Annotated in this window: 20 protein-coding genes; 8 read left to right on the plus strand and 12 right to left on the minus strand. The window is 65.6% G+C overall.

Annotated features, from left to right (window positions below):
- Positions 1-63: 63 nt before the first annotated feature.
- Both V6M48_RS01235 and mgtE read right to left on the minus strand, forming a co-directional pair.
- Positions 64-480, minus strand: a complete 417-nt coding sequence (locus tag V6M48_RS01235; protein WP_332810695.1) for a DUF1489 family protein — start codon at positions 478-480, stop codon at positions 64-66.
- A 167-nt stretch (positions 481-647) separates the two neighbouring features.
- Positions 648-2,114: a magnesium transporter gene (gene mgtE / locus V6M48_RS01240; protein ID WP_332810696.1), complete on the minus strand. Its 1,467-nt coding sequence runs from the start codon at positions 2,112-2,114 to the stop codon at positions 648-650.
- A 185-nt stretch (positions 2,115-2,299) separates the two neighbouring features.
- Here mgtE and V6M48_RS01245 point away from each other — a divergent pair, with 185 nt between their 5' ends.
- Positions 2,300-2,761: a peptidylprolyl isomerase gene (locus tag V6M48_RS01245; protein WP_332810697.1), complete on the plus strand. Its 462-nt coding sequence runs from the start codon at positions 2,300-2,302 to the stop codon at positions 2,759-2,761.
- 66 nt (positions 2,762-2,827) lie between these two features.
- Here V6M48_RS01245 and V6M48_RS01250 read toward each other — a convergent pair whose 3' ends face one another.
- Entirely contained in the window at positions 2,828-3,748 is a 921-nt protein-coding gene (locus V6M48_RS01250; protein ID WP_332810698.1) for a LysR substrate-binding domain-containing protein, read from the minus strand.
- A 319-nt stretch (positions 3,749-4,067) separates the two neighbouring features.
- Between V6M48_RS01250 and V6M48_RS01255 the strand changes: the two genes are divergently transcribed.
- Complete coding sequence (locus tag V6M48_RS01255) at positions 4,068-6,362, plus strand: CDC48 family AAA ATPase (protein WP_332810699.1); 2,295 nt, start codon at positions 4,068-4,070, stop codon at positions 6,360-6,362.
- Positions 6,363-6,382: 20 nt separating this feature from the next.
- Here the strand turns inward: V6M48_RS01255 and V6M48_RS01260 are convergent, their stop codons facing one another.
- Complete coding sequence (locus V6M48_RS01260) at positions 6,383-6,700, minus strand: antibiotic biosynthesis monooxygenase family protein (protein ID WP_332810700.1); 318 nt, start codon at positions 6,698-6,700, stop codon at positions 6,383-6,385.
- Positions 6,701-6,832: 132 nt separating this feature from the next.
- Here V6M48_RS01260 and V6M48_RS01265 point away from each other — a divergent pair, with 132 nt between their 5' ends.
- A complete protein-coding gene (locus V6M48_RS01265) occupies positions 6,833-7,453 on the plus strand; it encodes a class I SAM-dependent methyltransferase (RefSeq protein ID WP_443019025.1) in 621 nt (206 codons plus the stop codon).
- 42 nt (positions 7,454-7,495) lie between these two features.
- Here the strand turns inward: V6M48_RS01265 and V6M48_RS01270 are convergent, their stop codons facing one another.
- Positions 7,496-8,665 carry a phospholipase D-like domain-containing protein gene (locus V6M48_RS01270; protein ID WP_332810701.1) on the minus strand — a complete coding sequence of 390 codons (1,170 nt, stop codon included), beginning with the start codon at positions 8,663-8,665 and terminating at the stop codon, positions 7,496-7,498.
- A gap of 119 nt (positions 8,666-8,784) precedes the next feature.
- On the opposite strand from V6M48_RS01270, the gene rpoZ reads away from it, so the two are divergent.
- Positions 8,785-9,126, plus strand: a complete 342-nt coding sequence (rpoZ, locus tag V6M48_RS01275; protein WP_332810702.1) for a DNA-directed RNA polymerase subunit omega — start codon at positions 8,785-8,787, stop codon at positions 9,124-9,126.
- A gap of 118 nt (positions 9,127-9,244) precedes the next feature.
- On the opposite strand, the gene V6M48_RS01280 is transcribed toward rpoZ, so the two are convergent.
- Entirely contained in the window at positions 9,245-9,769 is a 525-nt protein-coding gene (locus tag V6M48_RS01280) for a winged helix-turn-helix transcriptional regulator (protein ID WP_332810703.1), read from the minus strand.
- A gap of 188 nt (positions 9,770-9,957) precedes the next feature.
- On the opposite strand from V6M48_RS01280, the gene V6M48_RS01285 reads away from it, so the two are divergent.
- Positions 9,958-12,045 carry a RelA/SpoT family protein gene (locus V6M48_RS01285; RefSeq protein ID WP_332810704.1) on the plus strand — a complete coding sequence of 696 codons (2,088 nt, stop codon included), beginning with the start codon at positions 9,958-9,960 and terminating at the stop codon, positions 12,043-12,045.
- 261 nt (positions 12,046-12,306) lie between these two features.
- Here the strand turns inward: V6M48_RS01285 and V6M48_RS01290 are convergent, their stop codons facing one another.
- Positions 12,307-13,314: a M48 family metallopeptidase gene (locus tag V6M48_RS01290; RefSeq protein WP_332810705.1), complete on the minus strand. Its 1,008-nt coding sequence runs from the start codon at positions 13,312-13,314 to the stop codon at positions 12,307-12,309.
- Between the two features lie 273 nt (positions 13,315-13,587).
- Positions 13,588-13,872: a hypothetical protein gene (locus tag V6M48_RS01295; RefSeq protein ID WP_332810706.1), complete on the minus strand. Its 285-nt coding sequence runs from the start codon at positions 13,870-13,872 to the stop codon at positions 13,588-13,590.
- A 157-nt stretch (positions 13,873-14,029) separates the two neighbouring features.
- On the opposite strand from V6M48_RS01295, the gene V6M48_RS01300 reads away from it, so the two are divergent.
- Together V6M48_RS01300 and V6M48_RS01305 are read left to right on the plus strand one after the other, a co-directional pair.
- Complete coding sequence (locus tag V6M48_RS01300) at positions 14,030-14,659, plus strand: hypothetical protein (protein ID WP_332810707.1); 630 nt, start codon at positions 14,030-14,032, stop codon at positions 14,657-14,659.
- A 101-nt stretch (positions 14,660-14,760) separates the two neighbouring features.
- Positions 14,761-16,038 carry a nucleotide sugar dehydrogenase gene (locus V6M48_RS01305; protein WP_332810708.1) on the plus strand — a complete coding sequence of 426 codons (1,278 nt, stop codon included), beginning with the start codon at positions 14,761-14,763 and terminating at the stop codon, positions 16,036-16,038.
- 75 nt (positions 16,039-16,113) lie between these two features.
- On the opposite strand, the gene V6M48_RS01310 is transcribed toward V6M48_RS01305, so the two are convergent.
- Positions 16,114-17,112, minus strand: coding sequence for a GDP-mannose 4,6-dehydratase (locus V6M48_RS01310; protein WP_332810709.1), 999 nt, complete (start codon positions 17,110-17,112; stop codon positions 16,114-16,116).
- A gap of 384 nt (positions 17,113-17,496) precedes the next feature.
- On the opposite strand from V6M48_RS01310, the gene V6M48_RS01315 reads away from it, so the two are divergent.
- A complete protein-coding gene (locus tag V6M48_RS01315; protein WP_332810710.1) occupies positions 17,497-18,726 on the plus strand; it encodes a sugar transferase in 1,230 nt (409 codons plus the stop codon).
- On the opposite strand, the gene V6M48_RS01320 is transcribed toward V6M48_RS01315, so the two are convergent.
- The 3 genes from V6M48_RS01320 to V6M48_RS01330 are packed head-to-tail and all read right to left on the minus strand — an operon-like array spanning position 18,704 to position 22,785.
- Positions 18,704-20,284, minus strand: coding sequence for a hypothetical protein (locus tag V6M48_RS01320; RefSeq protein WP_332810711.1), 1,581 nt, complete (start codon positions 20,282-20,284; stop codon positions 18,704-18,706). The two genes, V6M48_RS01315 and V6M48_RS01320, sit on opposite strands and share 23 nt — an antisense overlap.
- A 54-nt stretch (positions 20,285-20,338) precedes the next feature.
- Positions 20,339-21,766, minus strand: a complete 1,428-nt coding sequence (locus tag V6M48_RS01325) for an NAD(P)/FAD-dependent oxidoreductase (protein ID WP_332810712.1) — start codon at positions 21,764-21,766, stop codon at positions 20,339-20,341.
- Entirely contained in the window at positions 21,763-22,785 is a 1,023-nt protein-coding gene (locus V6M48_RS01330) for a lysylphosphatidylglycerol synthase transmembrane domain-containing protein (protein ID WP_332810713.1), read from the minus strand. The genes V6M48_RS01325 and V6M48_RS01330 overlap by 4 nt, the downstream gene beginning before the upstream one ends.
- Positions 22,786-22,792 lie beyond the last annotated feature (7 nt).

A 22,792-nucleotide genomic window follows, 5' to 3' on the forward strand; every position in this document is an offset into this window, starting at 1 on the left:
GCATTGCTTGTTGCGAAAATCCGGTACCCACCTTTCGCTTTATGCTCCAACAGGCGGATCGGCTCAGATCAGCGCCAGCGCCGACAGCTCCCCGACCAACGCAGGCGGAAGCGCCCCGAGATCCGCATCGCCGCTGTCGAAATCCTGCGGCACGTCGGCGGCATCGAGATAGCGCCAACCCTGGTGGGCGCGCTTGGGATAGGCCCTGACCGGCACCAGCCTCGCATCGAGCCTGATCAATGTCCTGCGGTCCTCGCCGTCGGCAAAGCCGAGGATCGTCTGGCGCGCGATGATGCGGTGCTTGACGATCCAGTAGATCGACCCGCCGACCAACTCATCGGCACGCTTGGGCCGGAAGCGCGTCGTGATCGCCACGATGCCGTCGCCGGCGCGGGATGCGATGCGCTGCCGCAGCGCCTCATAACTGGCGCAGCCGACCGCGACCTTGCTCAGATGAATGCGGCTGACGGGGAGGGACATGCGTCGTCAATGCCGCACCCGGGCACGAGTCAGCAAGACCGTGATTGCGCCGGCGATGGCGTTTCTGAAGCATCGTGCGCAAAAGTGGGAACCGGTTTTGCGCAGAAAACGATGCGGTAACAAACGATTAGAGCGGGATGCGTGATCCAGATATCGCGCATTCCGCTCTAGGGAACGATCCCGGTCGCGCTCGCGAGCCCGAGGAAGACCAGGAAGCCCATCGAATCGGTCACCATCGTCACGAACACCGATGACGCGACCGCCGGATCGGCCTTGGCGCGCTCGATCGCCAGCGGCACGAGCACGCCGGCGAGGCCGGCGATGACGATGTTGGCGAGCATCGCCGCCGCGATCACGGCGCCGAGCGGCGGGCTCTGCAGAACCAGCGAGACCGCGACGCCGATCAGCACCGCGATCGTGATGCCGTTGAGCAGGGCAACCCGGATCTCGCGGCCGATCGCGCGCATCGTGTTCGACTTGGTGAGCTGGTTGGTCGCCAGCGCGCGCACCGTCACCGCCAAGGTCTGGGTTCCGGCATTGCCGCCGACGCCGGCGACGATCGGCATCAGCACCGCGAGCACCGCCATACGGGCGATGCTGCCTTCGAACATGCGGATGATCGAGGAGGCGACCAAGGCGGTGAGCAGATTGGCGATCAGCCAGCGAACCCGGCTCTTGTAGCTGTCCGCGACCGGCTCGTTGATGTCGCCCTCGCCCGCGCCCGAGAGCAGCAGCACGTCTTCGCCGGCTTCCTCCTGGATGATGTGGACGATGTCGTCGACCGTGATCATCCCGACCAGGCGGCCGGACTGATCGACGACCGCGGCCGAGATCAAGGCATATTTCTGGAAGCGGAGCGCGACCTCCTCCTGGTCCATGTCGACCGGGATCAACGTCTGCTCGCGCTTCATCACGTCGGCGACCGGGACCTTGCGCTGCGTGCGCAGCACCCACGAGAGCATGCAGGTGCCGACCGGACGATGCTGCGGATCGACGACGTAGATTTCCCAGAAATCGGTCGCCAGCTCCTTGCCGGCGCGGAGATAGTCGATCACCTGGCCGATCGTCCAATGCTCGGGCACCGCGATCAGGTCGCGCTGCATCAGGCGGCCGGCCGATTCCTCGGGATAGGTCAGCGCCTGCTCGATCGCCGCGCGGTCGTCGGGGTCGAGCGCGCGCAGCACCGCGCGCTGATCGTCCTCCTCCATGTCCTCGATGATCGCGACGGCGTCGTCGGTCTCCAACCGGCCGGCGATGTCGGCGACCTGGTGCGGCTCGAGCGTGTCGATCAGCTCCTCGCGGACCCAGTCGTTCATCTCCGCGATGACGTCGGCGTCGAGCAGCTCGGCGAGCGAGGCGGCCAGCGCGCGCCGCTCGTCGCGGTCGACCAGCTCGAACAGGTCGGCGATGTCCGCCGGGTGGAGCGGCGCGACCAAGGCGCGCGCGGCTTCATTGTCCCCCGCTTCGACCTTCTCGACCACCGCGCGGACGAATTCGGGCTTCAGCCGATCGTCCTCGTCGAGCCGATCGTCGCCGGTTTTTGCCTGGCCGTAGGGAGAGCCGGTGCCCTGCGCTTCGCCGTCCGCGTGACGGTCGCGTTCGCTGTCGGGCGCTTCGGAATCGCTCTCGCTCATCGCCCTCTCCAATTTGCGCCGGCAGCGTCAGTGAACCAACCCCGGCCGCGGCTCGCACCGACCAGACCAGGATTTCCGGTCCTCCTATAGAAAAGTCGCCGCGCCTGTCGACATTTCTCCGGCTGCGGGGGTGGCGCAGTCGGCCCTCCCCGCTTAAGTCGCTGCCGAGCAACAGGAGACTTTGCATGGCCGACGAACTCAACACCCTCGTTCTCAATCTCGACAGCGGCGGCGACGTCGTCATCCGCCTGCGGCCCGATCTCGCGCCCGGCCACGTCGACCGCATCAAGGAACTGGTCGAGGAGGGCTTTTATGACGGTGTCGTCTTCCACCGCGTCATCCCCGGCTTCATGGCGCAGGGCGGCGATCCGACCGGCACCGGCACCGGCGGCTCGAAGAAGCCCGATCTGAAGGCGGAGTTCAGCCGCGAGCCGCACGTTCGCGGAACCGCGTCGATGGCGCGCGCGCAGAACCCCAACAGCGCCAACAGCCAGTTCTTCCTGTGCTTCGACGACGCCCGTTTTCTCGACGGCCAATATACCGTCTGGGGTCAGGTCGTCGAAGGCATGGAGCATGTCGATGCGCTGCCCAAGGGCGAGCCGCCCCAGAAGCCCGGCAAGATCGTCAAGGCCAGCCTGCGCGCCTGACCTGCACCCGCGGCGAGAGGTCCCGACGGCCGCGCCAGCGCTGGTACGGCCCTCTCGGGAAGGGTTTCAGACGCCGGCGCGGACCGGCTCGACCGCTGCCGGCGGGTCGACGAGCAGCTTGTCGAACAGCCAATCGTGGAAAAGGCGCACCGGGCGGCGCGTGAGCGCCGAGCGCCGACAGGCGAACCAATAGCTGTAGGGACTCTCGACCGCGACATCGAACAGCTGGACCAGCCGTTCGTCGTGCGCATCGGTGAGGTGGCTTTCGTGCATGAACGCGACGCCGAGACCCTGCGCGGCGGCGTCGAGGATCAGCTGGCCCGAATCGAACAGGTCGATCGCAGCGGGCTGGAGGTCGCTCATTCCGATCGCCTCACGCCAATAGTCGAACGTCTCGGCCATGTCGCGGTGCAGCAATACGGTCGCGTCGGCAAGCTGGGCCGGATCGGTCATCCGCGCCGCCCCGTCCTGCAGGTCGCGGGCGCCGATCGCGAGGATCTTGTTGCTGTCGATCCGGCGCGAATAAAGGGTCGGGTCGATGTCGGTGGCGAGAACGATCACCGCGTCGAGCCCCTCGTCGAGCCGCGCCAGGCTGTGCGCGCCGGTGTCGATGTCGATGTGCAGCTCGGGATGGAGCGCGCGCAGCTCGCCGAGGTGCGGCATCAGCCGCTGCGACGCGAACAACGGCAGCACAGCGAGGCGGAGCCGGATCAGCGCGGCTTCGCCGGTCGCGCGCTCCATCGCCAAGGCGAGAGCGTCGAGCGAGGGGCCGATCTCGGCCAGCAGCCGCTCGCCGTCCGGATTGAGGGCAATGGCCTGGTGGCGACGCTCGAACAAAGGCCGGCCGACGAAGCGCTCGAGCGCCTGGATCCGCCGCGTCAAAGCGGGCGACGACAATGCCAGCGCTTCGGCGGCGGCCTTTATCGACCCTTGGCGGGCGACTTGCACGAACGCCTCGATCGCCGTCAGCGGGGGTAATCTACGCATCGGTCACTCTTATCATTTTTTTGCAGTGCACGAACGGCACCTTGGTTCCATGAAAGCATATGCCCGAGAGAGGGCAGATGCAAACTTTGCAACCATACCGTCTCTCTTCGCACTTGCACAATTATGTTGCAAGTGCGAATAAGGTGTCGCCTTTCAGGCATCCTCTCCTAACAACTTTCAGGGTCGGCCCTTCGGGACCGGCCCTTTTTTTTGCCTGCCGTCCGGCGGCGCAGCCTCTCGATTTGCTTTTTTTGGACCCCTGGCCTGTAACCGCCGTTCTGCTTTCTTATCTACCCTCCGGGGACAGTTGGGAGATCCTATGGCGGACGTTGAACAAAAGCCCAAGCGGTTGCAGGTGGCGACGATGCGTCCGGAGGACAGCGGCCGCGGGCTTGCACGGCTGCCGCGGGCGCTGATGAACGAGATGGGTCTCAGCGAAGGCGACGTCATCGAGATCATCGGCAAGAGATCGACGCCGGCGCGCGCGGTCTTGTCCTATCCCGAGGACGAGGGCCTCGACATCATCCGCCTCGACGGCCTTCAGCGCGCCAACGCCGAGATCGGCTCGGGCGATTACGTCGCGATCGGCAAGGCCGAATCGAAGCCCGCCCAGCGGGTCGTGTTCGCGCCGGCGCAGAAGAATCTGCGGCTCCAGGGTTCCGCCAATGCGCTCAAGCGCAGCTTCGACATGAAGCCGGTGACCGCGGGCGACATCGTCTCGACCACCGGCCAGCAGCAGGTCGACCGCTCCGACATTCCTCCCGAGCTGCGCAAGATGCTCTATGCCCCGGCCTACGCGCTGCAGGAGATCCGGCTCGCGGTGGTCTCGACGATGCCGAAGGGCATCGTCCACATCGATCGCAACACCGAGGTCGAGCTTCGTCCCGAATATACCGAAGCGAAAGATGCCCGCCGCGCCGACGTCACGTACGACGATCTCGGCGGCCTCGGCTCGACCATCGACCAGCTGCGCGAGATGGTCGAGCTGCCGTTGCGCTACCCGGAGATCTTCGAGCGGCTCGGCGTCGATCCGCCCAAGGGCGTTCTGCTCCACGGCCCCCCGGGCACGGGCAAGACGCGGCTGGCGCGCGCGGTCGCCAATGAAAGCGACGCGACCTTCTTCCACATCGCCGGACCCGAGATCATGGGCTCAGCTTATGGCGAGAGCGAGAAACGGCTGCGCCAAGTGTTCGAGGAGGCCGCCAAGTCCGGCCCTTCGATCCTGTTCATCGACGAGATCGATTCGATCGCGCCGAAGCGCGACCAGGTGAGCGGCGAGGCCGAAAAGAGATTGGTCGCGCAATTGCTGACCTTGCTCGACGGGCTCGAGCCCCGCCAGAACGTCGTCGTGATCGCCGCGACCAACCGGCCGGAGGCGCTCGACGAGGCGCTTCGTCGCCCCGGGCGCTTCGACCGGGAGATCGTCGTTGGCGTTCCGGACGAAACCGGACGGCGCGAGATCCTCGGCATCCACACGCGCGGCATGCCGCTCGACAGCGAGGTCGATCTGCAGGAGCTCGCCCGCCAGACCTATGGCTTCGTCGGCGCCGACATCGCCGCGCTGACTCGCGAGGCGGCGATCGAAGCGGTGCGGCGCATCATGCCCCGGATCAACCTCGAGGAAGGGACGATCCCGCCCGAGGTGCTCGACAGCCTGTCGGTCACGCGCAACGATTTCGAGCAGGCGCTCAAGCGGGTCCAGCCGTCGGCGATGCGCGAAGTCATGGTGCAGGTGCCGAACGTACGCTGGGAGGATATCGGCGGCCTCGACGACGCCCGCGAGCGGCTGCGCGAAGGCGTCGAGCTGCCGCTCAAGGACCCCGAGGCGTTCCGCCGATTGGGGATCCGGCCGGCGAAGGGCTTCCTGCTCTACGGCCCGCCGGGCACCGGCAAGACCCTGCTCGCCAAGGCAACCGCCCGCGAGGCGCAGGCCAATTTCATCGCGACCAAATCCTCGGACCTGCTCTCGAAATGGTACGGCGAGTCGGAGCAGCAGATCGCCCGGCTATTCGCGCGCGCGCGCCAGGTGGCACCGACCGTGATCTTCATCGACGAGCTCGACAGCCTGGTTCCGGCGCGCGGCGGCGGCCTGGGCGAGCCGCAAGTGACCGAGCGTGTGGTCAACACGATCCTGGCCGAGATGGACGGCCTCGAGGAGCTGCAGTCGGTGGTGGTGATCGGCGCGACCAACCGCCCCAATCTGATCGACCCGGCGTTGCTGCGGCCGGGGCGGTTCGACGAGCTCATCTATGTTCCGGTGCCGGACGCGGCGGGCCGGCGGCGTATCCTCGCGATCCACGTCGAGCGCATGCCGCTCGCCGAGGATGTCGATCTCGATCGCATTGCCGAGCGGACCGACCGCTTCACCGGTGCCGATCTCGAGGATCTGGTGCGCCGCGCCGGACTGTTCGCGCTCCGCGATTCGATGGATGCGCAGGAGGTCACGATGGCCCATTTCGAACGCGCGCTCGGCGAGACCCGCGCCTCCGTCACCGAGGAGATGGAGCGCGATTATTCGGAAATCGAAGGCCGGCTCAAGCAGGAGGCGTTCGGATCGGGGGGCATCGGCTTCATCACCCCGGGCATGCTCACGCCGCGCGGGCCGAAGGGCTGAACGCCGCCGCGGTGCCGATTTCAGCCATGCCATTCATCGCTGCGCAGCACGCTGGCGACAACCAGCCGGTAGTGATGGTACCAATGATCGCGTCCCGCCTGCCGCACCTCGCTGTGCCTCGTGTGCGCGCGCCACTGCGCGACCGACGCCTCGTCGCGCCAATAGCTGACCGTGATGCCGCCGCCCTCGGCGCTGCTGACGCTGTCGTGGCCGAGATAACCCGGCGCGCTGGCCACCGCCGCCTCCATCTCGGCGGCGGCGCGCGCATAGCCTTCGGCATCGGCGCCGGTGCGCCGCGAGACGAAGATGACGGCGATGCTGCCCTTTTCGATGTTCATCCGTCCACCATCCCGCAAAACAAGCGGCCTGTCGCGAAACGTCGATTGTCGCCGTTGCGGCTCGCCTCACCCTTGCCATTGCCGCGTTGATTTGCGAACGCACGAAGCCGCTTACCAGCCACGGGGCCTAGAATGACCTTATCCGCAGAGAATATCCAACGCGAACGCCGTTTCGCCCGAACCGCCGGCGGCGGCCCGCTCTGGCAGTTCCTGCGCGGCTTCGTGAAGCACCCGGTGATGGTCGGATCGGTCATCCCCTCGTCGAAGGTGCTGATCGAAAAGATGCTCGCTCCCGTCGATTGGCAGAAGTGCAAATTGTTCGTCGAATACGGCCCCGGCGTCGGCACCTTCACCCAGCACATCCTCGATCGCATCGCGCCCGACGCGACTTTGCTCGCAATCGACACCAACGACGACTTCACCCATTATCTCGACCGCAAGTTCACCGACAACCGGCTGCGGGCGGTCACCGGATCGGCCGCCGACGTGCGCAGCATCATGGCGGACTGCGGCTTCGAATCGGCGGACTATGTCGTGTCGGGCCTACCCTTCTCGACCTTGCCGCCCGGGGTCGGGCCGAAGATCGCGGCCGAGACGGCTGCGGCGCTGCGTCCCGGCGGCGCGTTCCTGGTCTATCAATTCTCGCCCAAGGTGCGCGAGTTCATCGCGCCGCACTTCGATCGCATCGACAAGGGCTTCGAGTGGATCAACATCCCGCCCGCTACCTTGTTCTGGGCCTGGAAGGAATGCTGAGGGCTTCCCTCGCTCGGGCCCCTCTCGTCCGGGGGTGGATCGTCAGCTCCCATCGACCCCGAAGTTGAGCCGCCGCGACACATTATAGTCCATCGTCGCCACGATGAAGTAGCAGAGTCCCCATTTGAGGCGGTTGAACAGGCTCCTCTGCCGCCGGTGCAGCGCGGTCGTGATCCGCCGGCTGTCCTCGATCTCCCCATCGACATAGGCGCGCATCCTCGCCGCAAAGGCAGGATCCTCAACGCGCAGCATCATCTCGAGATTGAGATAGAGGCTGCGCATGTCGAAATTCGCCGAGCCGATATGGACGACGTCATCGACGACGATCAGCTTGGTGTGGAGCTTGGTGCGCTGATATTCATAGACTTCCACGCCGCGCCGGAGCAGCCGGTTATAGGTGTGGCGCGCCGCACCGACCGTCGCGCCATTGTCGGACTTCGAGGCGGTCACGACCCGCGACCGGCCGCGCCTGGCGATGCCGGTGATGCGGCGCAGCATCGCCCGGCTTGGTGCGAAATAGGCGGCAATCATGTCGAGCGAGCGTGCACGCAGCATATCGTTCTTCAGCGCCCGCGCCCAGGGATTGAGCCGCCGTGTGGGACCGCCGAAAAGCCAGCGCAGCGGGCCGGAATCGCCGCTGTGCCGGGTCAGCATCCGCCGCAGCTCGCGGATTCGGCCGTTCCGCGATGTCCAGGCGAACAAATCGTCGAAATAAGCGGCAAGGCACGCGACACCAGGCCCGCTGACGCAAAGCCCAAGGTCGCGCCAGGCGCCGCTTTCGGGGCTCGCGAAATATTCATCGGAGACGTTGAAGCCGCCGACCAGAACATTGTCCTGGTCCGCGAGCGCGAGCTTTTGATGGTTGCGCAGCAAGTAGCGCCGGCCCCAGCGCGGCGCGAAGCGGCAGAAGCGGCAGCCGGCGTCGATCAGCGGCTGGAACAAGGCATCGCTGGCGGCATCGCTCCCGAAGCCGTCGACGAGAATCGAGACCTGGACGCCGCGGCCGCAGGCCTCGAGCAAGGCATCGCGAACAGCGCGGCCGGACGCGTCATCCTCGAAGATATAGTAAAGGATGCGCAGCTGCTCGCGCGCGCCGGCGATCAGGCCGAGCAGCGCCGCAAGCCGGTCTTCGCCGCCGCTGAGCACGGTCAGCCTATTGCCTTCGACCTCGAGGGCGGGCGGCGTCGGATGCGCGGGTCGTGCGTCGGCCATGGCCTCCCATTTGGAGCCCGCGACAGCGGTGCGCAAGGCGCGAGAACATTGACATTTCTCAGCTCGGCTGCTAGCGGCGCCGCTTCCCCATCAGCCCTATTGTCAGCGGAGCTGCTCTCATGGCGCGCGTTACCGTCGAAGATTGCGTCGACAAGATTCCGAACCGTTTCGACCTGGTCCTTCTCGCCGCGCAACGCGCGCGCCAGATCTCGGGCGGCGCCGAGCTGACCATCGACCGCGACCGCGACAAGAATCCGGTGGTCGCGCTGCGCGAGATCGCCGAGGAAACCGTCAAGCCGAAGCACCTCGAGGAAGCATCGATCTCCAATCTCCAGAAGGTTCAGGTCGACGACGACGACGCCCCCGACGAGGTCGGCTCGCTGAGCGCCTCGGCCGAAGCACTGCGCCTGACCGCGGCAGCGCCGCCGCGCAACACCAATCTCGCCGGCGATTACGACTAAAGCCTGATCGTTGAGGTGGAAGCGCTTCGCGCCTCCACCAAAGCGTGAAACAGGCTCTATTCAAATAATCGAGATCTTGAGTCACGCTTCAGGCTGATTCAGCCGATACCACCGTGATCTAGCGCGAGCCGATACGGCGCGTCGGCGTCTGCTCGATGGCGCTCCCACCAGCCGGGGCCGCATCCGGCGCCGCAATCTGCGAGCGGTCGAGCCAGCCGAGCTCGGTGAGCGACAGAGGCCGGCCGTCGCAGGTCGACACAGCCATGCGCGCGACCGGGCGGCCGCTCTTCTTGTCCACCAGCACCGGGTTGCTCGGCACGCCCGAAACCCAGCGCTCGCCCCATTGCCGGAGCGCGACCAGCACCGGCAGCAGCTCGCGCCCCTTCTCGGTCAAGTGATAGGCGATCTTGCGCCGGTCATAGGGGTCGGGCTGCCGCTCGAGCACACCATGTTCGACCAGCCGCGCCAACCGGTTCGAGAGGATGTTGCGGGCGATGCCGAGCGTCGCCTGGAATTCCTCGAAATGGTGAAGACCGTGGAAGACACCGCGCAGGATCAGGAACGACCAGCGCTCGCCGACGGCTTCGAGTGCGGCTGGAAGCGCGCACTCGGTCAACCAGGCTTTCTGACATTCCTTCGCCATGCCGCGCAAATCTACCCCATTTTCGGCGGAAAGTAATCGACTTCAGCATTTTGGTGCCGACAGCGGCGCGGCAAGACGGCCGCATCGCAGCACAATGCGACGGCTCGGGCGGGGAAAATGCGCGGCCGCGCGGCTCCTGGCGCCTTTTTGCGTTGCAACGTGGCGCTGCCGCACCCCATGTTGATAACATGCTGCGGCAATATGAGCTTCTCGACAAGGTGAAGGCCTACGATCCGGATGCGGACGAGGCGATGATCAACCGCGCCTATGTGTTCTCGATGAAGGCGCACGGCAGCCAGAAGCGCGCCTCGGGCGATCCCTATTACAGTCATCCCATCGAGGTCGCCGGCATCCTCACCGACCTCCATCTCGACGACGAGACGATCGCGACCGCGATCCTGCACGACACGATCGAGGATACCGTGGCCACCCCGGAGGAGATCGAGCGGCTGTTCGGCAAGAATGTTGCCCGGTTGGTCGACGGCGTGACCAAGCTTTCGAAGATCGAGGCTGAAAGCGAGAATCAGAGGGCAGCGGAGAATCTTCGCAAGTTCCTGCTCGCCATGTCCGGCGACATCCGGGTGCTGCTCGTCAAGCTCGCCGACCGGCTGCACAATATGCGCACGCTCCATTTTATCCGCTCGGAGGAAAAGCGCCGCCGCATCGCGCGCGAGACGATGGATATCTACGCGCCGCTTGCCGAGCGGATCGGCATGTACGAGTTCATGACCGAGATGCAGACCCTGGCGTTCCGCGAGCTGGAGCCCGACGCTTATGCGTCGATCTCACGCCGGCTCGAGCAGCTCCACAGCGGCGGCGAGGATCTGATCGAGCGGATCGGCAAGGGCCTCAAGGCCCATCTCGAGGCGAACGGCGTCGACGCTCAGGTCCAGGGCCGCGAGAAGCATCCGTATTCGATCTGGCGCAAGATGGCCGAGCGGCACGTCAGCTTCGAGCAATTGTCGGACATCATGGCGTTCCGCGCGGTCGTCGACAGCGTCGACGATTGCTACCGCACGCTCGGGCTCATCCACCAACGCTGGCCGATGGTCCCAGGCCGCTTCAAGGATTTCATCTCGACGCCGAAGCGCAACGGCTATCAGTCGCTCCACACCTCGATCATCCACGACGAGCAGGTGCGGATCGAGATTCAGATCCGCACGCGCGAGATGCATGCCCGCGCCGAGCACGGCCTCGCCGCCCATTGGGCCTATAAGGAGGGCGAGGTCGCCGCCACCGCCCAGCATCCGTGGATCACCGACCTGATCGAGATCCTCGACCACGCCGGCAGCGCCGAGGAGCTGCTCGAGCACACCCGGATGGCAATGTACCAGGACCGGATCTTCGCTTTCACCCCCAAGGGCGAGCTGATCCAGCTACCCAAGGGCGCGACCCCGGTCGATTTCGCTTATGCCGTGCACACCGATCTTGGCGATCAGACCGTCGGCGCGAAGATCAACGGCCGCGTGATGCCGCTGCGCACGCCTCTCGAGAATGGCGACCAGGTCGAGATCCTCGTCTCCAAGGCGCAGCACCCGCAGCCGGCCTGGCTGAGCTTCGTCGTCACCGGCAAGGCGCGCGCCAAGATCCGCCGCTTCGTCAAATCGAAGGAGCGCGAGGAGACGGTGGCGCTCGGCCGCAAGATCTTCGACGAGATCGTCCAGCGCCTGCCCAACGCGCTCGGCTGGGAAGCGATGGCCGAAGCGCTCAAGCGGCTCAACCTCCACGACGACGACGCGCTGATGGAAGCGATCGCGCTGAAGCGGGTCGACGATGTCGCCGTGATGGAGGCGCTGCTGCCCGGCTCGACCGGCAAGGACGGCGTCAAGGCTCTTCCCCAACGACAGGCGATCTCGATCAAGGGGCTTACGCCGGGCGTGGCGTTCGACCTCGCCGAATGCTGCCATCCCATCCCCGGGGATCGGATCGTGGGCCTGCGCCGCGAGGGCACCGGCATCGAGGTCCACACGATCGGCTGCGAGCGGCTCGCGGACGGGGTCGACGCCGACTGGGTCGACCTCGCCTGGGGCGACGAGTCGGACGGCGGAACCGCGCGGCTGTGCGTGGTGATCAAGCACGAGCCGGGCTCACTCGCCCGCATCGCGGGGGTGATGGGCAGCCACGGCGCCAATATCGTGAGCCTCGACCAGACCAGCCGCGACGGCAGCTTCCACACCTTTCACCTCGATATCGAGGTGCACGACGTCCAGCATCTGATGCGGATTCTCGCGGCGCTGCGGGCGAGCGATGCAGTGTCGAGCGCCGAGCGGGTTTAGAGCATCGTGCGCAAAAGTGGGAACCGGTTTTGCGCAGAAACGATGCGGTAACAAACGATTAGAGGCGGGATGCGTGATCCAGATATCGCGCATTCCGCTCTAAAGTGATTTCAAGTCAGGTGGAAGCACCTGACGACTCGGAAATCACGGAAAACAAAAGATAACTTGACGCAGCCCCGGTTCAATTAAACCGGGATTGAGTCTAGAGAAGGTCGGTGCTGGCTTCTCGCAAACAGCGATGCGGTGTCAGACGCCACGTTTTCACCGCGCCTCCTCCATCGCGCCGTTCAGCTCATCCGCGGGAGCGGCGGGCGCCGGGGGCTGCCGAGTGAGTTCGGCAACCGCTTCCTCGACGAAACGCTGGCGCGCCTTCAGGCCGGGATGGGTGCGGAACAACTGCAGCTGGATGCCCTGCGCGGCGTAGAAGCGCCGCCAGAACGGGACGGCTGCGGTGATGTCATAGCCGGCTGCCCAGGCGAGCTTGAGCCCAAGCCGGTCGGCTTCCTCCTCGGTCGCCTTGATTCGCGACGCGCCCTTGCCGAGGCTGCGCAGCAAGCCGCCTGAAACCCCCTCGTCCTCGAGCCTGCGCTTGTGGCCGAGGAAGTTGTGCGAGAGCTCGTGGCCGAGGATGATCGCCAATTCGTCGTCGCTTTGCACGAAATCGAGCAGGCGGGTGGTTGGAATGACGTAAGCGCCGTTCGCAAAGGCGTTGAACTGCGTCGAGCGGGCGAGCCGGACCCGCACCGGGCAACCGGCCGCCGGGATCAGTGTCACCTGATGCTCCTGTCCCACGCGCAGCACGCGCAGCCTCGCCGGCCCGCGGCGAAGCTGAGCTTCGAGCTGAGCCTCGCTTGCCTCGATCATCCGGCGCCTTTTCTTGCCGTCCCTCGCCGCGGCCATCGCGCGAGGATCGGCAAAGCTTTCCCCGTTGACCGCGAGCAGCACGTCGCCCGCGAGCAGCCCGGAGCGGGCGGCGGGACTGTCGGCGACCGTCGCAAGCACGCCCGGGCCGCGGTCCAGCGCGTGAAGCGCGATCTGGGCGCGGCGGCCGTCTTCGTCATATTCGGGAAGATGGTGAAGGAGCAGCCCGGTGAGCGGAAAGCGATCGGAGCAGAAACGTGCACCGCCTGAGCCGAGCCGATAGGCGACAGTCGCGATTCTGAGGTCTGCCTCGCGCAGCGTCGTGGCGGGGGCGATCGCTGGGGCCGGTGCCGGTGCCAGTGCAGGCGGCGCGGCCCTCGCGGACCCCCATGTGGAGGCCGCGAGCATGATCAAGGCTGCGTGCCGAATTGCAGCCGGGAGGCTCATCGGCGGGCTATTCTTGGGAGGTGGCTCTTGTCGCCGCCCTGCCAATCCCCAGCTTGGCGCATGCAAGCGCCAGCCGACGAGATCCGGCCGGAAAGGCTTGCGGGCATGTGAGCAGGTTTTTCGTACGTCGAGCAGGACGGAAATCGCTAAACGCACGTTATACAGGGCACAACCGGAAACGGCCGGATGTGGAATCCACACCCGGCCAAATTCCGTTCCCCTACGGGCGCTTAATTACGGGCTGACCGGTTTGTCGCTGCCGTCGTCGAGCAATACCCAGAGGCCGAGCCCGGCAGCGATCAGCGCCAAGATGACGACGATCATGTTGCCGCCTTCAAGCTGCATGCCCTCGACGGTTTCAGCCTGAATGCTGGCCTGCGCCGCCTGAGACGACGCTGAAGCGGCAGCCATCGCCGGCGTTGCCATCAAGGCAACGGAGGCAGTGGCAGCAATTATTCCCTTAAACACCACGTTTCTTCTCCCTTCGTACTCAATACTGAGTCTTTGGTTCGGCCCCATCCTAATCGGCCAGATTCGAATGTCTACCGAATTCGCCTCTTATTCCGAACCTTATGGACGGCACTAGCTTCCAAGATGCTAAGAAACCGGAAACGGAACGAGGTCAAGGTGCAAAAGTTCACGCGCCGGCCGCCGGCGCGAAATATGTCCAGCCACTGTGGCTTTTTGGCGCCATGGACAGCGCCGCACGATTGCGGACATAGGGCGCCGAGGACGCATCAACGGTGCAGGCATGAGAATGGACGGGGGGGTTCGCGCGCGCGTTTCACTGCTGCTGGCGGCGCTCTTTTTCCTTCTCGCTTCCGCACCGGCTCACGCCGCGGTGCTCGCCTCCTTCTACACGAAGGATTTTGGATCGAGCTTTCCGCACGCTTTCATTCGGCTCCAGGGCACGGTCGATGCAACCGGCGAGGCGGTCGACACGAATTTCGGCTTTACCGCCAAGAAGCTTAGCCCCGCCGTCCTAATGGGCTCGGTCGCCGGCGAGATCCTCGTCGCGCCGCCCTCCTACGTTGAAAAGAGCGATCGTCATTTCTCGTTCGTGCTCAGCGATCGGGAATATGCGATTCTGCTCGGCACGGTGGACAAATGGCGGAAATTCGAACAGCCTTCATACAGCCTCAACCGCCGCAACTGCGTGCATTTCATAGCGGAGGTGGCGGCCGTGCTGGGCATGAAAGCCGATACACCCAAGGAATTGATGAAAAAACCGAAAGCCTACGCTCAGTCGCTGTTGCGCGCGAACCGGGGATGGCTCGAAAAACGCGGTGCCTCGATCGTCGAGTGAACACCGGCTTGCGCGGCGCAGCCCGCTTGACATAGGAACCTTGGTGGCTGTCGGCAGCCATGCGGCATCCCGCCGCGCAACCTCCCCGCTCGTGAGATTCGATGACATTGTTCGACAAGGACCGAATCGTCGTTATTGGCCTTGGCTATGTCGGGCTGCCGCTGGCGGTCGCACTGGCGCGCAGCTTCGACGTGACGGGGTTCGACATCGACGCCGGGCGGATCGGCGAGCTCAGGGCGGGCAAGGACCGCACCCGCGAGGTCGAACCAGAGCTGCTCGCGGCCTCTTCGCTCAAGCTGAGCGACGATCCCGCGCAGTGCGGCGGCGCCGACATCTACATCGTCACGGTGCCGACACCGGTCGATGAGGCGAACCAGCCCGATCTCGGCCCCGTCGTCGCGGCTACCGAAACCGTCGCGCGCCTGCTCGATCCGGCCAGGCGCCCGGTCATCGTCTACGAGAGCACCGTCTATCCCGGCGTCACCGAGACGATATGCGGCCCGCTGATCGAGAAAGTCTCGGGCCTCACCCGGGGCCGCGATTTCTTCCTCGGCTATTCGCCCGAACGCATCAATCCCGGTGATCGCGAGCATACGGTCGATCGCATCGTCAAGGTCGTCGCCGGCGAAAACCCGGACGTGACCGAGCGGCTGGCCGCGGTTTACGGCGCGGTCACCAGCGCCGGCGTGTTTCGCGCCGCCTCGATCAAGGCGGCCGAGGCGGCAAAGGTGATCGAGAATGCCCAGCGCGACATCAACATCGCGTTCATGAACGAGATCACCCAGATCTTCGCCAAGCTCGACATTTCGATCTGGGACGTGCTCGAAGCTGCCGGCACCAAATGGAACTTCCTGCGCTTCCAGCCGGGGCTGGTCGGCGGACATTGCATCGGGGTCGACCCTTATTATCTGAGCTATCGCGCCCAGCAGCTCGGGCAGGAGCCGGATGTCATCCTCGCCGGCCGCTCGATCAACGACCGGATGGGACGCTGGGTCGCCGACCAGCTCCACGCGCGCCGAGGCAGGCCCGGATCGGTGCTGGTGATGGGGCTGACCTTCAAGGAAAACGTCCCTGACCTGCGCAACAGCCGGGTGATCGACGTCATCGAGCGGCTCGAGGAGCTTGGCCACGAGGTCACCGTCCACGATGCCCTGGCCGATCCCGCGCAAGCCGAGCACGAATATGGCGTCGCCCTCTCCGCGGATGCGCTCGCGCAGCGTTACGACATCGTCCTCGTCGCCGTGCCTCATGCCGCTTACGGCGAACTTGGCGACGCGCAGGTGACCGGCATGATCGCCGAAGGCGGCCTGCTCGCCGACCTCAAGAACCTCTATGGCAGCCGCCAGCTCAGCGGTACATTCGAGCGCTGGACGCTGTAGCGTCTACCGCCGGCTCCACTGATCCCGCGCGCCCCGCCGCGCCGGACCTCTCTCAGCGGAGCGAGGGCCGAAAAATCACACGCCGTGGTAGCTGCGGTACCAGTCCACGAACCGCGGAATGCCGACGTCGATCGTGGTCTCGGGCGCGAAGCCGAGGTCGCGCTCGATCGCGCTGATGTCGGCGTAGGTCTCGCGCACGTCCCCCGGCTGCATCGGCATCAGCCTCTTCTGCGCCTTGCGGCCGCACGCCTCCTCGATCAGCTCGATCATCCGGCTGAGCTCCTCGGACTTGTGATTGCCGATATTGTACAGCCGGTGCGGTGCCTTGCTGCCGCCGGCCTTTGCGCCGCCGTCGTCGGGCGGCGGGTTGTCGAGCGCTGCCACGACGCCGGTGACGATGTCGTCGATATAGGTGAAATCGCGCCGCATGTTGCCCTCGCCGAACACGTTGATCGGCTCGCCGGCATAGATGGCCTTGACGAACAGCCACATCGCCATGTCCGGCCGTCCCCACGGACCATAGACGGTGAAGAAGCGCAGCCCGGTCTGCGGAAGCCGGTAGAGATGGGCGTAGGTCTCGCTCATCAGCTCGTCCGACTTCTTGGTCGCGGCGTAGAGCGACAGCGGGTGATCGACCCTGTCCTCGACCCGGAACGGCAAGGTCTCGTTGCCGCCATAGACCGATGAGGACGAGGCATAGACGAGGTGCGATGAACGCCGCGCCCGCGCGATTTCGAGCAGGTTGAGATGGCCGAGCAGGTTGGACCGCGCGTAGGCAAAAGGGTTTTCGATCGAGTAGCGCACGCCGGCCTGCGCGCCGAGGTGGACGATGCGGTCGAAATCGAGTCGCTCCAGGGCCTGCCGAATCACGCCCTCGTCGGCGAAATCCGCCTCGACCATGTGGAAGCCGTTGCCATGCTCCTTGCCCAGCTTCGCGATCCGGTCGCGCTTGAGTTGCACGCTGTAATAATCGTTGAAATTATCGAGGCCGATGACCGGCTCGCCGCGCGCGAGCAGCCTTTGGCTGACATGGAAGCCGATAAAGCCGGCGGCGCCGGTCACCAAGGTCGTCATGAAGCGTCGCTTGTTGTGGAAAGACGGCCCGGCCTTGCCTCACCGACCCCGGCAGATCAACCTTTCGAGGCGGCACGCCGCTGCGCACCGTTCTGCGTACTAGAGCCTGATCGTTTGAGGTGGAAGCGCTTCGCGCTTCCACCGAGAGCGTGAAGCAGGCTCTATTCAAATAGTTCGACCTTGATTCACGCGTCAGGCTGATTCAGCCTGACGCGATCAGGGTCCGCGCCTCGCACCGGCCTCGCGCCGGGTAATTTGCTTGGACTTGTGCCCGAAATTGCCGATAAACGCGCGCTTTCGTGCTGCCCCCGCCCTGAGCTGTTCGGCCTTATCGTGCTAGAATCCGGTAAATTCCTCTCCGCGCGCTCGTCGCTATGGAACCGCTTGCGCTTGCAGCTCGGCGTCGGGCTGCTCGTGGCGGTGATCGCGCCGTGGGTGGTGCGGGTCCAGCTCGCCCAGCGCCCGCAGGATCTCGTCGGCCTGCAGATATCGGTGGTCGGCACGACGATTGCGCTGATCATCGGCTATGTCAGCTTCAGACGTCTCTCGCGCTTGCCCGGCGTGCGCGCCGCTTATCATATCCTGCCGAGCTTCGCGGCGTCCTACGCGATCGTGCTGGCGATCTTCTTCTTCCTCCGCCTGGACTACAGCCGCCTCCAGTTCCTCGCCAGCTTCCTGCTCTCGATCCTGTGGTATTATGTCGTCTATTTCCAGATCCAGCGGCAGCATCGCCTGCGGATCGGGGTCGTGCCGTTCGGCGACGTCTGGTCGCTGCGCGATGTCCGCGAAGTCACGTGGGTCCCCTTGTCCGACGCTAATGCCGACACGCGCGGTCTCGATGCCGTCGTTGCCGATCTGCGCGCCGACATCCCCGACGAATGGGAACGCTTCCTCGCCGATTCCGCTTTGGCCGGCACCTTGATCATGCACGTCAAGCAGATGCAGGAATCGCTCACCGGCCGCGTCGCGATCGAGCATCTGTCCGAGAACAATCTCGGCTCGCTGATCCCGGGGATCATCTACGCCAAGGTCAAACGGGTGGTCGACGTGGTCGCGGCGGCGATCCTCCTGCCGGTGCTCGCACCGTTCCTGCTGCTCGTCGCACTCGCGATCCGCGCCGATTCATCGGGCGCGGTGCTGTTCCGCCAGCAGCGCATGGGTTATCGCGGCAGGACGTTCACGATGTTCAAATTCCGCTCGATGCGCAACCGAACCGGGCCGGATCACGATCCGCGGCTCTCAGCGGTCACCCAGGACGACGATCATCGCGTCACCCGGGTCGGCAAATTTCTGCGCCGCTACCGGATCGACGAGCTGCCGCAGATCATCAACGTGCTCCGCGGCGAGATGAGCTGGATCGGTCCGCGGCCGGAAGCGGTGCCGCTCTCCTTATGGTATGAGAAGGAACTTCCCTTCTATCGCTATCGGCACATCGTCCGGCCCGGCATCACCGGCTGGGCCCAGGTCAGCCAAGGCCATGTCGCGGAGGTCGATGACGTGCTTTGGAAGCTCCACTACGATTTCTATTATATCAAGAATTTCTCGTTCTGGGTCGACGTGCTGATCGTCGCCCGCACGATCCGCACCGTCTTCACTGGGTTCGGCGCGCGCTGACCGGCGTCGGCATCGACCGCGCCGCCGCAGCAACCCGAAAGATCGTGACCTTCGCATTGCGATAGACCGGCTGGAATGCGGGCGCCGCGAAACAATCCTTCCTGGCTTCGGCCCACACGAATTGCGGGCGCTCGTGTCGTGCCAGAACGGCCAGGGCCTCCTCGCAGGAGCGGCTCTGTTTCAACGCCAAGTCCATCTCGTTCCACCGCGCAAAGGCGCGGTCCGGCAGCCATTCGCGCCCTTGGACAGTATTCACGCTCCTGGCGTGCGCGAGTATCGGGAACCATTCGGCGCTCGCGTCCAGCGGCCACGGCTGGTCGGTGACGACCAGGAATGCGGAACGCGAGTGGGTGGCTGCGACCCAGGCCATTGCCGTCCGCACCTCGCGGTCAAGCGGCCGATAGGAGGCGCTGCCGACGGTGATGCCCCGATAGGATTGGAACAAGAGCGCGGCCGCTGCCGCCACGGCGGCAATCGCGGCAGCCCGCTTCGGCGAGGAGCCACGGCGGGCCATCAGATCATAAAGGCTGATGATCGCCTGGGCGCAGAAGACCGCCAGGGCGAGCGTGGCCGGAGTGAAGGCGTGCCTCGGTGTCAGCACCAGGCAGAGCAGGAAAAATGCCGGCCAGAAATATTCCCGGCGGCGCAGAGCGATCACGCCGCCGATCAGGATGAGCGGGTTGGTGAGCGACGAGAGCAGGAAGGAAATGAGATGCCCGATCGGAGTGAGCAGGCCCCACGAGCTTGATCCTCCGGCCGCAAGCAGCGGCGCCAGGCCGTGGACCTGGATGACGAGGAGGAGCCAGGGCGCGACCACCATCGCCGCCACGCTTCCGGCAACGAGGTTGCTGCGCACGAAGTCCTTCACGCTCGGGCTGCCGAGCGCGCGGCTGACAATGACGCAGCCGGCGGCGTCCACGCCCCATTCGAAATGGGAAAGGACCGCGCCGCCAACGCAGGCGCCGGCCAGCGCAAGGCGCCACGAGGGGAGTGGCGGGCCGCGCTCGCGGCCTGGAATGCCAACAGCGAACAAGGTCAGGAGGAGGAAGATCGCACCCAGGCCGCGGCTAAGCCCCCCACCCATGATGAGCCACCCGAACGAGCGCAGCATCGTGCAGAGAAACAGCAGGGCAAGGCCGGTGAACAGCGCCGATCGCCCGCTTCGCAGCAGGAGGAGCGCGAACAACATGATGTAGACGATGTTCATCACGATCGGCGTCGCGCGAACCACTTCGAGCGGGGCGAGCCCGAGCTCGGTCAGAAGGGCACCGGTCCAGAAGGCGAGCGGCGGGTAAGCGAAGGGGATCGTCAGCCCATTGTACGACACGCTTTCCGGGAGCGCGGGAAATGTCCGCGTGATGCCCTCGACGAAAGCGAAGAACAGGCCGCCGTCGTTGATCGGAAAATCGGTGGCTGCGAGCAAATAGAGGCGAAAGGCGACCGCCGCGGCGAGCACGACGATCAGCAGGAGCATCCCGAACGAGCGCGACCGAGGTTCGCCGTATGCGCTTGCCGCGCCGGGCGACGGGCCCCCGTTCGTCGCGGGTCCATCAGGCACGAACCGCTTCAACGACCGTCCCTCATTCGCGGACCTTCCCGGCTGAACCACTGATCACGGTCGCGTCGCGGCACTCCCCGCCGCGCTTGCCGGTTCTGGCGCGGACGGGAATTTCGCAGAGTCCGCGATCAATTCCTTGGCGACGCGCCGGCCTTCGCGGATCGCATAATTGGTCCCCCTGTCCTCGGGATAGATCTGCGCCATGGTCGCGACCTGGACGTTGGCGAGCGGAGTCTGCTGCGGCGGGATCAGGCTTGAATAGCCGGGTTCGGCGATCGGCTGCGAAAAGCGGGCGCGCCAGACATGATAGCCGGTCACCCACGCGCGCTCGAAGTTGGGAAACATGCGCTGAAGATGAGGTATCGCGAAATCGAGCACGTCCGGATCGCTCATCCGGTACAGCGTGTCGCTCTCCGGCAGATATTTCGAAAGGAAGACGATGTGCCGTCCGCCGTAATTCTCGGGCGGCTCGAAATTGGTATGCTCGATCACGCCGACGAACGGAAAGCTCGGATCGTTGACGTTGAGCCAATAGGTTTCGGAGAGGCTGCGGTCGAGCTCCAGCACCAGGCAGATGTTGGCGAGATAATCGATCCGCCGCAAGCTCGCGACATAGGGTGGCGGCGCATGGCCCTCGAGCAGGTCGGCGATCAGCGGCAGGGCCTGGGTCAGCAGCACCGCGCGCGCGGGGATCGCGTCGCCGTCGGTCCGCACGGCGGCCACCGCCCCGTCCTCGATTGTCAGGCCGGTCACCGCCGAGTTGGTCCGCACCTCGACGCCCATCGCCTCGAGCTTGCGCTTGAGCGCTTCGGCGAGTTCGGAAAAGCCGCCCTTGTAATAAGCCAGCACCTCGCGCCCGTCGGAGGCGCGGCTGCCGCCGCGCAGCGCGAGCTTTTTCCAGAACCACACGGCGCCGACCTTGTCGGCATAAGGGCCGAACTTGCCGGTCAGCAGAGGCTCCCAGACGACCTTGAACACCTTGGTGCCGGCGAGCTGGATCAGCCAGTCGCGCGCCGTCATATGCTCGATCTTCTTCCAGTCCCGGATCCGCCGTGCGCGTAGCGCGAGCAGCCCGAGGCGAATGCGGTCGACAAAGCTCAACGCGCTGAAGCGCAGCAGGTCGAGCGGGGTCGACAGCCTGAAGATCGTGTTCGCATAATACATGCCGGTTCGCGTCGGCCGGAACACGACCTGATCCGAGCATCCGATCTCGTCGATCAGGTCCATCACGTGCACGTCGTTGGTGAACCAATGGTGGTAGAAGCGCTCGAGCGTGAAATCGCCGACCTTGAAGCCGCTGGCGAGGCCGCCCACCACCGGCTCCTTTTCGAGCACCACGACCCTTTGCCCGGCCTTGGCGAGCTCATAGGCCGCCGCGAGCCCGGTGAAGCCGGCGCCGACGATCACGATCGGGTCACCGGATTGGGGCGGATCGCCGGATTGGGCCGGATCGCCGGATGGGGAAAGCGTCTGGGCATTCACTGGGGATCGGGCTCCGAGTTCGTGTTGGCGGACGCCGCGACCAGCGGCTGCGCCCTCATTCCGGAAATTGCGAGCGCAAGGAAGCCCGCTGCCGTTGTCGACAGCCACAGCAGGCCGTGGACGAGGATCGCGAAAGCGGCGGCGCCGACCTGGCTGCCGCCGGAGGCGACGGCCACGCGTGCGGCAAAATAATGGAAGGTGCCGACATAGCCGGGCGCGCTCGGGATCAAGGTCGCGAGCGTCGCGACGCTGAGCGCGAGCAGCGCCGCCTGCGGCGTCGTAACGACACCCAGCGCCTGCCCGACCGCAAAATAGACTCCTCCCTCAGCGAGCCATGCCGCCACGCTCAGCACCAGGATGCGCAGCAGGAATGACGGCCGCGACAGCGTCGCCACCGCATCCGAGAGGCGCAGCAGCGCGTCGCCGAAACGGTGCAGCTTCGGCCAATTGCGTTCGGCCCAGGTGACGACCAGCCGGAGCGTGCGGGGCGCGGCGATGAACAGCAGCACCGCCACGGCCAGCGCCGCGGCGGCGAGCTGAAGCCCGGCGAGGAGCCCGGCATCGAGCAGCCTCACCTCCGAGAAGGTGACGGTCGCGAACAGCAGCGCCAGCAGCACGAACAAGTCCATCAGCCGCTCGAGCGCCAAGGTTCCGATCTGGCCGGACGCAGGGACGCCGGTGAAGCGCTGGAAGGCGATCACCCGGATGACGTCTCCGGCGCGGAACGGAAGGACGTTGTTGAACGCGACGCCGCCAAGGAACGGAACCGCCGCCTCCCCGAGGCGGACCTCGGCGCCGAGGCTGCGCAGCATCACCGTCCAGCGGTAGATCTTGAGCAGATAGGCCAGGCCGACGAAGCCAAGCGCGACCAGCACCCACGAGAGCGAAGCATCGGCGAGCGTCTCCCCGACCTGGCGAAGCGGAACCGCGCGCAAGGTCGCGGCGAGGAACAAGGCGCTGATCAGGAGGCCGAGGACGAGCTTGATGCCGCGGCGCGCACTCTGCGGGACAGGGGGCACCGGCAGC

Source organism: Sphingomonas sp. (genome assembly GCF_036677245.1).
In the GTDB taxonomy this organism is placed as follows: Bacteria; Pseudomonadota; Alphaproteobacteria; order Sphingomonadales; family Sphingomonadaceae; genus Allosphingosinicella.

Excerpts from the sequence above, each read along its gene's own strand:
- V6M48_RS01305 (WP_332810708.1), top strand. The coding sequence starts at position 14,761 with ATGACATTGTTCGACAAGGACCGAATCGTCGTTATTGGCCTTGGCTAT.
- V6M48_RS01265 (WP_443019025.1), top strand. The coding sequence starts at position 6,833 with ATGACCTTATCCGCAGAGAATATCCAACGCGAACGCCGTTTCGCCCGA.
- V6M48_RS01280 (WP_332810703.1), bottom strand. The coding sequence starts at position 9,769 with ATGGCGAAGGAATGTCAGAAAGCCTGGTTGACCGAGTGCGCGCTTCCA.
- V6M48_RS01270 (WP_332810701.1), bottom strand. The coding sequence starts at position 8,665 with ATGGCCGACGCACGACCCGCGCATCCGACGCCGCCCGCCCTCGAGGTC.
- V6M48_RS01245 (WP_332810697.1), top strand. The coding sequence starts at position 2,300 with ATGGCCGACGAACTCAACACCCTCGTTCTCAATCTCGACAGCGGCGGC.
- V6M48_RS01285 (WP_332810704.1), top strand. The coding sequence starts at position 9,958 with ATGCTGCGGCAATATGAGCTTCTCGACAAGGTGAAGGCCTACGATCCG.
- V6M48_RS01250 (WP_332810698.1), bottom strand. The coding sequence starts at position 3,748 with ATGCGTAGATTACCCCCGCTGACGGCGATCGAGGCGTTCGTGCAAGTC.
- V6M48_RS01295 (WP_332810706.1), bottom strand. The coding sequence starts at position 13,872 with ATGGGGCCGAACCAAAGACTCAGTATTGAGTACGAAGGGAGAAGAAAC.
- rpoZ (WP_332810702.1), top strand. The coding sequence starts at position 8,785 with ATGGCGCGCGTTACCGTCGAAGATTGCGTCGACAAGATTCCGAACCGT.
- V6M48_RS01255 (WP_332810699.1), top strand. The coding sequence starts at position 4,068 with ATGGCGGACGTTGAACAAAAGCCCAAGCGGTTGCAGGTGGCGACGATG.
- V6M48_RS01235 (WP_332810695.1), bottom strand. The coding sequence starts at position 480 with ATGTCCCTCCCCGTCAGCCGCATTCATCTGAGCAAGGTCGCGGTCGGC.
- mgtE (WP_332810696.1), bottom strand. The coding sequence starts at position 2,114 with ATGAGCGAGAGCGATTCCGAAGCGCCCGACAGCGAACGCGACCGTCAC.
- V6M48_RS01310 (WP_332810709.1), bottom strand. The coding sequence starts at position 17,112 with ATGACGACCTTGGTGACCGGCGCCGCCGGCTTTATCGGCTTCCATGTC.
- V6M48_RS01290 (WP_332810705.1), bottom strand. The coding sequence starts at position 13,314 with ATGCTCGCGGCCTCCACATGGGGGTCCGCGAGGGCCGCGCCGCCTGCA.
- V6M48_RS01260 (WP_332810700.1), bottom strand. The coding sequence starts at position 6,700 with ATGAACATCGAAAAGGGCAGCATCGCCGTCATCTTCGTCTCGCGGCGC.